Source organism: Blautia sp. An249 (assembly GCF_002159835.1).
In the GTDB taxonomy this organism is placed as follows: domain Bacteria; phylum Bacillota; class Clostridia; order Lachnospirales; family Lachnospiraceae; genus Blautia_A; species Blautia_A avistercoris.
Genome location: NZ_NFJL01000003.1, coordinates 207,066 through 218,817, shown reverse-complemented (window position 1 = coordinate 218,817; position 11,752 = coordinate 207,066). Strand labels below are relative to the sequence as shown.

Annotated in this window: 11 protein-coding genes; 10 read left to right on the top strand and 1 reads right to left on the bottom strand. The window is 45.3% G+C overall.

What is annotated here, in order from left to right:
- Positions 1-54: 54 nt before the first annotated feature.
- The 9 genes from alaS (at position 55) to B5F53_RS04940 (ending at position 9,893) form a co-directional block, all read left to right on the top strand.
- Positions 55-2,694, top strand: coding sequence for an alanine--tRNA ligase (alaS, locus tag B5F53_RS04980; protein WP_087220652.1), 2,640 nt, complete (start codon positions 55-57; stop codon positions 2,692-2,694).
- Positions 2,695-2,857: 163 nt separating this feature from the next.
- Positions 2,858-3,034 carry a 30S ribosomal protein S21 gene (rpsU, locus tag B5F53_RS04975; RefSeq protein ID WP_004222305.1) on the top strand — a complete coding sequence of 59 codons (177 nt, stop codon included), beginning with the start codon at positions 2,858-2,860 and terminating at the stop codon, positions 3,032-3,034.
- Between the two features lie 99 nt (positions 3,035-3,133).
- A complete protein-coding gene (gene cls, locus B5F53_RS04970; protein ID WP_087220783.1) occupies positions 3,134-4,669 on the top strand; it encodes a cardiolipin synthase in 1,536 nt (511 codons plus the stop codon).
- A 78-nt stretch (positions 4,670-4,747) separates the two neighbouring features.
- Positions 4,748-5,953, top strand: coding sequence for a D-alanyl-D-alanine carboxypeptidase family protein (locus tag B5F53_RS04965; RefSeq protein ID WP_087220649.1), 1,206 nt, complete (start codon positions 4,748-4,750; stop codon positions 5,951-5,953).
- A 67-nt stretch (positions 5,954-6,020) separates the two neighbouring features.
- A complete protein-coding gene (gene nudC, locus B5F53_RS04960) occupies positions 6,021-6,848 on the top strand; it encodes an NAD(+) diphosphatase (RefSeq protein WP_087220646.1) in 828 nt (275 codons plus the stop codon).
- A gap of 68 nt (positions 6,849-6,916) precedes the next feature.
- Positions 6,917-7,735, top strand: coding sequence for a metallophosphoesterase (locus B5F53_RS04955; protein ID WP_087220643.1), 819 nt, complete (start codon positions 6,917-6,919; stop codon positions 7,733-7,735).
- 12 nt (positions 7,736-7,747) lie between these two features.
- On the top strand, positions 7,748-8,533 hold the full coding sequence (locus B5F53_RS04950; RefSeq protein ID WP_087220641.1) for a segregation and condensation protein A: 786 nt from the start codon (positions 7,748-7,750) through the stop codon (positions 8,531-8,533).
- Positions 8,523-9,095, top strand: coding sequence for an SMC-Scp complex subunit ScpB (scpB, locus tag B5F53_RS04945; protein WP_087220638.1), 573 nt, complete (start codon positions 8,523-8,525; stop codon positions 9,093-9,095). The genes B5F53_RS04950 and scpB overlap by 11 nt, the downstream gene beginning before the upstream one ends.
- 12 nt (positions 9,096-9,107) lie before the next feature.
- The gene (locus B5F53_RS04940) at positions 9,108-9,893 is read left to right on the top strand and encodes a zinc dependent phospholipase C family protein (protein WP_087220636.1); all 786 of its coding nucleotides are present in this window, start codon (positions 9,108-9,110) and stop codon (positions 9,891-9,893) included.
- A gap of 5 nt (positions 9,894-9,898) precedes the next feature.
- Here the strand turns inward: B5F53_RS04940 and B5F53_RS04935 are convergent, their stop codons facing one another.
- Positions 9,899-10,255, bottom strand: coding sequence for an ArsR/SmtB family transcription factor (locus B5F53_RS04935; protein ID WP_087220633.1), 357 nt, complete (start codon positions 10,253-10,255; stop codon positions 9,899-9,901).
- Positions 10,256-10,425: 170 nt separating this feature from the next.
- Here B5F53_RS04935 and B5F53_RS04930 point away from each other — a divergent pair, with 170 nt between their 5' ends.
- A complete protein-coding gene (locus B5F53_RS04930; protein ID WP_242970247.1) occupies positions 10,426-11,589 on the top strand; it encodes a D-alanyl-D-alanine carboxypeptidase family protein in 1,164 nt (387 codons plus the stop codon).
- Positions 11,590-11,752 lie beyond the last annotated feature (163 nt).

The window sequence follows — 11,752 nt, the reverse complement described above, 5'->3', positions numbered from 1 at the left end:
CTATGATAAAAATTATTGTGGAAGAATGAATTTTCAGTTTAGGAGGAAATAGAGTTGGAGAAATATGGAGTAAATGAACTTCGGAAAATGTTCCTGGAATTTTTTGAGAGCAAGGGACATCTGGCTATGAAAAGCTTTTCTCTTGTCCCGCACAATGATAAGAGCCTGCTTTTGATCAATTCAGGAATGGCGCCTCTGAAACCTTATTTTACAGGGGCTGAGATTCCGCCCAGAAAAAGAGTGACCACCTGCCAGAAGTGTATTCGTACGGGTGATATTGAAAATGTGGGAAAAACAGCCCGTCACGGTACCTTTTTCGAAATGCTGGGAAACTTCTCTTTCGGAGATTATTTTAAGAAAGAAGCCATTGCCTGGTCCTGGGAGTTTCTGACAGAAGTCATCGGACTGGATCCGGATCGTCTGTATCCGTCTATTTATCTGGACGATGAAGAGGCTTTCGAGATTTGGAATAAGCAGCAGAAGATTCCGGCAGAACGTATTTACCGTTTCGGAAAAGAAGACAATTTCTGGGAGCACGGGGCAGGTCCCTGCGGACCCTGTTCCGAAATTTATTATGATCGGGGAGAAAAATACGGCTGCGGCAAGCCGGACTGTCAGGTAGGCTGTGACTGCGACCGCTATATGGAAGTCTGGAACAACGTATTTACCCAGTTTGACAATGACGGGGAAGGACATTACACAGAACTTGACCAAAAGAATATTGATACCGGAATGGGCCTGGAAAGACTGGCTGTAGTGGTTCAGGATGTGGACTCCATCTTCGATGTAGATACCATCTGCGCCCTTCGGAACCTGGTTTCTGAGCTGGCTCAGAAGACTTACGGAGAAAAGGAGACAGATGATATTTCTATCCGTCTGATTACGGATCATATCCGTTCTGCCACCTTTATGATTTCCGACGGAATTATGCCTACAAATGAAGGCCGGGGATATGTTCTGCGCCGTCTGATCCGCCGGGCAGCCCGCCATGGACGCCTGCTGGGCATCGAGGGAAGCTTCCTTGCCAGACTCAGCGCCAAAGTAATTGAGGATTCCAGAGACGGTTATCCGGAATTAGAAGAAAAGAAGGAATTTATCTTTAAAGTTCTTACCAATGAAGAAAACCAGTTTAATAAAACCATTGATCAGGGGCTTCGTATTCTGAGTGAAATGCAGGAAGAAATGAAAAAGGCCCGGAAGACGGTTATGGCAGGTGCGGATGCTTTCAAACTTTATGACACCTATGGATTCCCCCTGGATCTGACAAAGGAGATTCTGGAAGAGCAGGGATATACCATTGATGAAGAAGAATTCCAGAAGGAAATGGAAGAGCAGAGGAAGAAAGGCCGTACAGCCAGAGGCGAAACCAATTACATGGGCGCTGATGCAACCGTATATGATGAGATCGATCCGTCTGTGACTACAGAATTTACAGGCTACGATCACTTATCTTACCAGTCGGAAGTAACTGTACTGACCACAGAGACAGAGATTGTGGACGCTCTTACAGACGGACAGAAGGGAACCATCTTTGTAGAGAAAACCCCATTTTATGCTACTATGGGCGGACAGGAAGGAGATACCGGCCGGATTGAAACTGCCGGGGGCGTCTTTGAAGTAGAAGCTACGATTAAACTGCTGGGCGGAAAATACGGACATGTGGGACATATGGTATCCGGTATGATTAAAACCGGCGACTGCGTGAACCTGCAGGTAAACGAGCAGGGAAGAAAAGATACGGAGAAAAACCACAGTGCGACCCATCTGCTTCAGAAAGCCTTAAAGACGGTTCTGGGTTCTCATGTGGAACAGAAAGGTTCTCTGGTTACTCCGGACAGACTGCGTTTTGACTTCGCTCATTTCCAGGCTATGACGCCGGAAGAACTTCAGAAGGTGGAAGATCTGGTAAATGAAAAAATTCAGGAATCCATTCCGGTAAAAACGGAAATTATGAATATTGAAGAAGCCAAGAAGACAGGGGCTATGGCTTTATTCGGCGAGAAGTATGCAGAAGAAGTGCGTGTGGTCTCTATGGGTGATTTCTCTAAAGAGCTGTGCGGAGGAACCCATGTTGCCAACACCGGAAATGTGATGTTATTTAAAATCGTATCGGAATCCGGAATAGCCGCAGGCGTTCGTCGTATCGAAGCATTAACAGGAAACGGGGTTCTTGCTTATTATAAAAATATGGAAGGTCTTCTTCGCCGGGCAGCAAAAGAGGTAAAAGCTTCGGCAGAAGAACTTCCGGAGAAGATCCGTCATCTTCAGAATGAAATCAAACAGCTCCAAAGCGAAAATGAATCCCTGAAGAGTAAGATGGCAAAAGAGTCTCTGGGGGATATTTCCAGCCAGGTGGAAGAAATCCAGGGAAGAAGCGTCCTGGCAGCAAAACTGGAAAACGTGGATATGAATGGTCTCAGGGAACTGGGCGACCAGTTAAAGGAGAAAGTCAGCCAAGGTGTAATTATCCTGGCTTCTGCTGCCAACGGAAAGGTGAATCTGCTGGTTATGGCTGCTGATGAAGCGGTAAAAGCCGGAGCGCATGCAGGAAATGTAGTAAAAGCGGCCGCAGCCGTTGTCGGCGGAGGCGGCGGAGGACGTCCGAATATGGCTCAGGCAGGCGGGAAAAACCCGGCTGCAATTGAGGATGCACTGAAAAAAGCCAAAGAAGTTTTAGCAGAGCAATTAGCCTGAGAAAAGGGTGTTTCTGAAAAAAAGCGAGAAAAACCTATCGGAATGTCAGGAAAAATATTGACGTAAAAAAAATATGTGCTATAATCTTAGATGTGCAAGAAAAATACCCAGACAGTTGTATTTAAGCACAATCTACAACTGGAGGGAGGTTAGGTGTGAGTCTATGTCAAATGTAATCGTAAAAGAGAATGAGACTTTAGATAGCGCTCTTCGCAGATTTAAGAGAAGCTGTGCCAAAGCAGGCATTCAGCAGGAAATCCGCAAGAGAGAGCATTACGAGAAACCAAGCGTTCGTCGTAAAAAGAAATCTGAAGCCGCAAGAAAACGTAAATATAACTAATTGTGCGCAAAAAATCCCTGACCCAACGGCCAGGGATTTTTTAAAGTTAATCCCTGTTTTTGAGGCGGAAAGGAAACTGTTTTGATTAAAATACTGAAAATGCTGTCAAAAATTTTATTTAACCGTATTTTTTATATTGCCCTTGCCATGCTGATACAGCTGGGCTGGATTTCTCTGATGGTATGGAGACTGAATAATTATTCCAAGTATGTTTCCGTCGGTATCAGTATCCTGAGCTTTCTTATGGTTCTCTGGATTGTGAACAATAAGATAAATCCATCCTATAAACTGGCCTGGACAATTGTCATTCTGGAAATCCCGATTTTCGGCCTGTTGTTTTATATTCTGTTTGGAAAATCCAGAGTGGCGAAGACCATGCAGAGCCATTTTGATGCAGTTCTGGATAAAAGCAGAACCTATCTGAAAGAAGATGAAACAGCCCGTTTGAAAATCCGCCTGATGGATCCTTCGGTGTCCTGTGAATCTTCTTACATTACTAATTTTTCCCGTTATCCGCTGCATGAACATACAATAGCGGATTATTACAGTGTGGGAGACGATATGTTTCCCATCCTTGTAAAAGAGCTGGAGAGCGCCCGTCATTTCATTTTTATTGAATATTTTATTATCAACGACGGGGTAATGTGGAGGACGATTCTTGAAATACTGGAGAGAAAAGCGGCAGAGGGCGTAGACGTGCGTCTGATTTACGATGATTTCGGATGCCTTATGACCCTTCCCCATCAATACTATAAGTTTCTGGAAAAGAAGGGAATTCGCTGCGCCGTATTTAATCCTTTCCGGCCGTTTTTGAGTATTCTGTATAATAACCGGGATCACAGGAAGATCTGTGTAATTGACGGGCATACCGGATTTACCGGAGGAATCAATCTGGCGGATGAATACATCAATCAGAAGATTCGTTTCGGACACTGGAAAGACACCGGGGTGATGTTAAAAGGCGAAGGCGTCTGGAATCTGACGGCCATGTTCCTGCACATGTGGAACGTGGTAAAAAAAGAAACCGGCGAGATCCCTTATGAGAAATATCTGCCTCATGCTTATCATCCGGAGGAATTTCCCGGCGACGGTTTTGTACAGCCTTACTGTGATACCCCTCTGGATTCGGAAATTGTGGGAGAAAATACGTATCTGCATATTATCAACCGGGCGAAAAAATACGTTTATATTTTTACCCCTTATTTAATTATCGACAATGAGATGATGACAGCCTTATGTCTGGCGGCCAAAAGTGGAATTGATGTAAGAATTATGACCCCGGGAATTCCGGATAAAAAAATTGTCTTTTTGCTGACCCGTTCTTATTATGAACAGCTTCTGGAGGCAGGGGTAAAAATCTATGAATACCAGCCGGGATTCCTTCATGCAAAATCCTTTGTCAGTGATGATGAAGTAGCTGTAGTGGGAACCATTAACATGGATTACCGCAGCCTGTACCTGCATTTTGAGAATGCAGTCTGGATGTACCATAACTGTGCGGTAAAAGATATTAAAGAGGATTTTATTAAAACCCTTCCGTACTGCAAATCGGTCAGCCTGGAGTTCTGTAAAGAACGCCCCCTTGCAGTACGTGCAGCCCAAAGCGTTCTGCGGCTGTTTGCACCGATGTTATAGAATTTCTGAATAAGTGACATATTTTCCCAGAGAGATGCCTAGAATAGAAATAGGAAAATCTATCTGGGAGAATAAGAAATGGAAAAAAAGACATTACAAAAAAGAAGCTTTCTGCCAGCCCTGTGCTTCTTCTTTTTTTTGTCCGTAATCTGGCACCCCTGTGTGGCGCTGGCTCAGCCACAGGAAAGGACGGATGTCTCAGCCGATTCCCTGATCGAAGCCCCTTATGGTGTCTTGATGGAGGCGTCCACCGGTCAGGTGATTTACGAAAAAGAAAAAGATACCCAAAGAAGTCCGGCAAGCATTACTAAGATCATGACTCTGATTCTGATTTTTGATGCCCTTGAGGAAGGAAGCGTACATATGGATGATCTGGTAACTACAAGCGCCTATGCAAAATCCATGGGCGGTTCCCAGGTCTTTCTGGAAGAAGGAGAGCAGCAGACAGTAGAAACCCTGATTAAATGCATTGTTATCGCATCCGGAAACGACGCCAGCGTGGCCATGGCGGAACATCTGGCAGGCAGCGAGCAGGAGTTTGTAAAAAAGATGAATGCCAGAGCCAAAGAACTGGGGATGGAGAATACGCATTTTGAGGACTGCTGCGGACTTACAGAATCTGAAAACCACTATACCACAGCTTACGATGTGGCGTTAATGTCCAGGGAGCTGGTGACCCGCTATCCCAAAATCCTGGAATATTCCTCTGTCTGGATGGATACCATGACTCATGTTACCAGACAGGGGGAAAGTGAATTCGGACTGACAAATACCAATAAGCTGATACGAAGCTACGAAGGATGCGTAGGATTAAAAACGGGAAGCACCAGCATTGCCAAATACTGTGTTTCTGCTGTGGCCCAGAGAGATGGGATCACCCTGATCAGTGTGGTAATGGCCGCTCCGGACTATAAGGTACGTTTCAAAGATGCGGCGGCTATGCTGAATCTGGGCTTTTCCAAATGCAGAATCTACCAGGATGAGAATAAAGAAACCCTTCCGGAAATACCGGTGAAGGGCGGCGTCCGGGAAGAAGTTTCCTGTGAATATAAGGGCAGTTTTACCTATCTGGATACCAACGGAGCTTCTCTGGAGGGAATTACGAAAGAAGTAACTTTGCCGGAGGAAACAGAAGCTCCTGTAAAAAAGGGAGAAACAGCAGGCAAAGCTGTTTACTATCTGGATGGGGAAGTCATCGGAGAAATGCCTGTACTTTTTTCAGAAGATGTGAAAGAAGCCGGATTTTTCGACTGTCTGAAAAAAGCGGCAGAGGAACTGTTTTAATGAGAAAACCGCCGGCGGTCCGGCAAAAAACGGGACGCCGGCATAAGGAAGAATAAAGGAGCGAACTATGATTCAGGATATTGCACCGCATACATATCATAATGAATATCTGCCAAGAGAAGCGAAAGACGACGACCTGGTACTGGGATATGGGGAAAGAACGGTTTTTCTGAAAGAAAATCAGGATACCATACAATTCCTTCCGGTCAAAGAGTATGGGGAGGGGAAACGAGAGGCTCTGACCTATCTTTTTACCATTGATGAAACGGCCTTTTACCTGGCAAAGGAGCTGAAAGAAGAAACCTTTCCCGGCTATTCCTATGTGCCTCTTTCCAGACTGCGTACGGCAGTCCCCGGCCACCTGGCTTTTGCAGGGGTAACAGGCTCCCAGCTGGCCCGCTGGTACCAGAGCCATACATTCTGCGGAAAATGTGGAAGTCCCATGAAAAAATCTGATAAAGAAAGAATGCTGTACTGCGAAAACTGCAGACATACTGAATATCCAAAAATTTCTCCGGCGGTGATTGTAGCCGTGCGGAATCAGGATCAGCTTCTTCTTACTAAGTATGAGGGAAGAGAATATAAAAGGTACGCGCTGATTGCCGGATTTTCTGAAATCGGTGAATCGGTGGAAGATACCGTACGCCGGGAAGTGATGGAAGAAGTAGGTTTAAAGGTAAAAAACCTGAAATTCTATAAAAGTCAGCCCTGGTCGTTTACGGATACGCTGCTGATGGGATTTTACTGTGATTTGGACGGGGACGCTACAATTACCCTGGATCGGCAGGAACTTTCTGTGGGGGAATGGCGAAACCGGGAAGAAATACCCGATGAGGGGGAGAATATCAGCCTGACCAAGGAAATGATGATGCGTTTTAAGCATCATCAGGATTAGCTTTTCAAAAAAGCGGTTTCGTGCTATACTACCCAAAGAAATTCAGACAGGGGATACGAGGGAGTTTTATGAAAAAATTTAAAGTCAGGAATTATCGTTATCCGTCAAAAAAAATAAAAGAGGAAACAGGGCGTGTCAGATTCTGCGCTTTCAGCGATCTGCACGGCCTTTCTTTTGGAGAGCAGAACAGCCGCTTAATCGGGCAGATACAGAAATGCTGTCCGGACGGAATCTTTGTGGCGGGGGATATGTTTGTAAGGGAAGATCAGAAGACCATGGAGACTGCCCGGGATTTACTGAGCCGGCTGGCGAAGGAATTTCCTGTCTGGTATGCCCTGGGAAATCATGAATACAGTATGATTCTGAATCCTCAGTACCGGAAAATATATCTGGAATATGAAGATGCGCTCCAGGATACGGGAGTGATATTTCTGCACAACTCCTGGTGTGAGTTCCAGGTACGGGAGACCAGTTTCGTGGTACACGGTCTGGAACTGGAACATGAGTATTACGGCAAACCCCGGACTCCGGATCTGACTCTGGAACATATGGAGGATCTGATTGGAAAACCGGAGGAGGATGCTTATCACATTTTGCTGGCCCATAATCCAAGGTACGGACGGACCTATTTTGACTGGGGAGCACAACTGACCATTTGCGGCCATTATCACGGGGGAATGATTCGCTTTGGGAAGAGGACAGGCCTTATTTCTCCCCAGTTTCAGCTTTTGCCCTCTTACTGCTGCGGGGATTTCCACCGGGGAGATTCCCATTTGCTGGTAAGCGCCGGAATCGGGGAACATACGATTCCCGTGCGGATTCACAATCCGAGAGAGCTGCTGCAGATAGATATTTATCCGGAAAAAACATCCAACATGAAACAGTAAAAGAGGAGACTTATGGCAATTCCTGTAAAATTACCTGTGTTTGAAGGACCCCTGGATTTGCTCCTTCATTTAATTGATAAAAATAAAATTGATATTTACGATATTCCTATTGTGGAAATTACGGATCAGTATATGGAATACATTCACTCCATGGAAACAGAAGATCTGGGAATCATGAGTGAGTTTATGGTTATGGCGGCTACCTTAATCGACATTAAGTGCAGAATGCTTCTGCCCAAAGAAGTTACAGAAGAGGGAGAGGAAGAAGATCCCAGAGCCGAACTGGTGGAACGTCTGCTGGAATATAAAATGTATAAATATATGTCTTACGAGCTGAGGGACAGGATGGAAGAATCTTCCTCTGTCTTTTATAAAACTCCGTCTGTTCCCAAAGAAGTACTCTCTTACCGGGAACCGGCAGATCCGAAGGCTCTTTTGGAAGGGATGACGCTGCAGCGGTTAAACCAGGTCTTTCAGTCTATATTGAAACGGCAGGAAGAAAAGGTGGATCCTATCCGGAGCAAATTCGGAAAAATTGAAAAAGAAGAAGTCAATCTGCCGGATAAAATGCAGGATGTGCGCCAATATGCCAAAGAACACCGGTTTTTCCGGTTTCGGACCCTTTTAAAGGCCCAGGCAAGTAAAACCCAGATTGTGGTAACCTTTCTGGCGATTCTGGAGCTGATGAAGATGGGAGCTATTCGTATCATGCAGGAGCATTTATTCGACGAGATACAGATAGAGACGGTAGATTATACTGCGGGGCTGCAGGAGGAAGAGGAGAATTATGGAAATTAAGGAAATGCAGGCAGCTATTGAGGCTATCCTGTTTACGATGGGAGATTCCGTAGAACTTGCCCAGATTGCAAAAGCGCTGGAGCAGGATACAGAAACCACCAGAAAGATGATTCATCGGATGATGGACTTTTACAGAGAGAAAGATCGGGGTATACAGATCATTGAGATAGAGAATTCCTTTCAGATGTGTACGAAGAAGGAATATTATCAGTACCTGATTAAAATTGCCATGCAGCCGAAAAAACCGGTACTGACAGACGTTATGCTGGAAACCCTTTCTATTATTGCCTATAAGCAGCCGGTAACAAAGGCGGAGATAGATAAAATCCGGGGAGTAAAATGCGATCATGCAGTAAATAAGCTGATTGAATATCGGCTGGTAACGGAACTTGGACGTCTGGACGCTCCCGGAAGACCTATTTTGTTTGGCACTACAGAAGAATTTTTACGGGTATTCGGGGTCCGTTCCCTGGAAGAGCTGCCTTCGGTGAATCCGGTACAGATGGAGGACTTTAAGGCAGAAGCAGAAGAGGAGATTCAGTCTATTACGGAAAACAGCTAAAGGAGGAAGAACATGCCTACCACATACACCCATGATTTGTTCGGAAAGGAAGTTTACCGGTCTCTCGATCCCAAATTAAGAAAGATTATCCGCCGTCATGGTGATTTATACCGGATCGGACTTCACGGACCGGATATTTTATTTTACTATCATCTGTGGAAAAACAGAGTCAACCGGCTGGGTTCCCGGATGCACCGTCAGCCGGCAGCCGCCTTTTTTCAGGAGACAATGGAAAAGGCCAGAGAAACAAAGGATGAAGCCCTGTTTGCCTATCTTCTGGGATTCGCCTGTCATCATCTGCTGGATTCCACCTGTCATCCCTACATTAATTCGGTGAAAGAGGAGGTTTCCCATACCGTTATTGAAAAGGAACTGGATCGTATGCTGATGCTGAAAACCGGGAAGAACCCCTATCGTTACTACCCTTCCTGCTGTATCCGGCCCCGGCATTCCTATGCGGCTGTGATTCATAAAGGAATTCCTCAGGTAAGCACGGGGAAGATTTTAAAGTGTTTAAAACTCATGAAACGTTATACCAATTTTATGGTCTATGATGACGGTGGACGAAAAAGAGCTGTTCTGGTACCTCTTCTGAAATTATTAAAACATCCTTCCCTGGGGGAACATTTAATGAAAGAGTCTTGCGATAAAGCCTGCCTTCCTCATCTGAGGGAACTGGAAAGACTTTATCAGCAGGCGAGAAAAGAAGCCCCCCAATATCTGGAAAAACTGGCGGGGCAGTGGAAGACTCCAGGCCCTCTTCCGGAAAGAATGAACCTGGACTATAATGGAAATTAAACCGTTTACTCGGTTACATGGTTAATTCCCTGCTGGAGAATGGTGGAGACATGATCGTCTGCAAGGGAATAGAAAACCGTTTTTCCCTCCCGGCGGAATTTCACCAGCCGGCTCTGCTTTAATACCCGAAGCTGATGGGAAATAGCGCTCTGGGACATGTCTAAAAGCTGGGCGATGTCGCAGACGCACAGTTCTCTGGCAGATAAGGCATATAAAATACGGATTCTGGTCGGATCTCCGAAAATTTTGAAGAGGTCGGCCAGATCCTGGAGAACTTCCGAATCCGGAATCACGTTTCTCTGAATATAATCATGACAGTGAATCTCTGAACAGATTTCACATTCTTCTTGTTTCTTTTTCATATCATTTTCACCTCGACTTCTATCATACACGAATTTTTCACTTTACGCAAACATATATATAAATCATACAGCAAAGAGGGAGGAGGCGGAGACATCTGACAGTATTAAAGGGCTTCTGGAAATATCTGTTTCTGGCTATTGCTGCAGGGGCGCTTTTATGGACCGGCCCCGTGCAGGCAGAGGAAAGCCATCTGGTACCGTTCATAGCCAGCCAGGTTCAGGAAGAACCGCAGGGACTGTATGCCATGTCGGCAGTGCTGATGGACGGGGACAGCGGTCGTGTACTATTTGAAAAGGATGGCTATATCTTTCGTCCCAACGCCAGCACTACAAAAGTTATGACCTGTATTCTGGCTCTGGAGAATTCAAAAGGCGATGAAATTGTAACCGCATCTTCCAACGCGGCAGCTCAGCCGGATGTCCAGCTGAATATGCAGGAGGGAGAAAAGTTTTACATGGAAGATCTTCTGTATTCTCTTATGCTGAAAAGTCACAATGATACGGCTGTGGCAATTGCAGAACACATTGGAGGTACTGTGGAAAACTTTGCAGAAATGATGAATCAAAAAGCAAAGGAACTTGGGTGCAGAGACACCCATTTTGTCACGCCCAACGGCCTGGACTCCCGGGACGCAGGAGGCGTCCATGGCACAACGGCCAGGGATCTGGCGCTGATTATGAGATATGCCATTGAAAACGAAACCTTTTTAAAGATTACCCAGACAAGATCCTACCGTTTTACTGATATTGAGAAAAAACGGGTATATACGGTAACCAATACCAATGCGTTTCTGGATATGATGGACGGAATGCTTTCCGGAAAGACAGGCTTTACCGGAGATGCAGGATACTGCTATGTCTGTGCCTGCAGACAGGATGGCAGAACTTTTATCGTTGCCCTGCTGGGATGCGGATGGCCCGGAAATAAGACTTACAAATGGTCAGATACGAAAAAGCTTTTAGAATACGGACTGGATAATTATCAGTACAGGACCATCTGGGAAGAACCGGATTTGCCTTCGCTGGAAGTGGAGGAAGGAATTCCAGAGAGCGAAATTCTGACTGACACCGCCCGCACGCCTCTGGCCTGCCCCTGCAGCAGGGAGGAAAAAGAGAGAAAGATACTTCTTCGAAAAGATGAAACCATTCAGATAAAAACGGAGATTCCCAAGAAGCTTGAGGCCCCGGTTAAAGCGGGAGAAAAGGTGGGGGAGATTCGATATTATCTAAACGGAAGCAGGATTTGTTCCTATGACATTATATCAGAAGAGAAGGTGGAAAAACGAAATTATCTCTGGTGTGTAAATAAAGTTTTCCGGGACTTTTTTCACTGAATCAGTAAAGACAGTCACTGCAGGTTCTGCAGCGGCTGTTTTTGCTTTTTAATTTTTTCGGTAAAATGAGGGTGAGGGTTAAATAATTAACATAAATCAACAAAAAGTATTGAAAAAACTTGTTAAAAAAGGTACAATTATAGACAGTGTAGGTTTGATATAC

Bases quoted from the DNA above. Each gene is read 5' to 3' on its own strand.
- rpsU (WP_004222305.1), top strand. From the start codon at position 2,858: ATGTCAAATGTAATCGTAAAAGAGAATGAGACTTTAGATAGCGCTCTT.
- cls (WP_087220783.1), top strand. From the start codon at position 3,134: ATGCTGTCAAAAATTTTATTTAACCGTATTTTTTATATTGCCCTTGCC.
- B5F53_RS04965 (WP_087220649.1), top strand. From the start codon at position 4,748: ATGGAAAAAAAGACATTACAAAAAAGAAGCTTTCTGCCAGCCCTGTGC.
- nudC (WP_087220646.1), top strand. From the start codon at position 6,021: ATGATTCAGGATATTGCACCGCATACATATCATAATGAATATCTGCCA.
- B5F53_RS04955 (WP_087220643.1), top strand. From the start codon at position 6,917: ATGAAAAAATTTAAAGTCAGGAATTATCGTTATCCGTCAAAAAAAATA.
- B5F53_RS04950 (WP_087220641.1), top strand. From the start codon at position 7,748: ATGGCAATTCCTGTAAAATTACCTGTGTTTGAAGGACCCCTGGATTTG.
- scpB (WP_087220638.1), top strand. From the start codon at position 8,523: ATGGAAATTAAGGAAATGCAGGCAGCTATTGAGGCTATCCTGTTTACG.
- B5F53_RS04940 (WP_087220636.1), top strand. From the start codon at position 9,108: ATGCCTACCACATACACCCATGATTTGTTCGGAAAGGAAGTTTACCGG.
- B5F53_RS04935 (WP_087220633.1), bottom strand. From the start codon at position 10,255: ATGAAAAAGAAACAAGAAGAATGTGAAATCTGTTCAGAGATTCACTGT.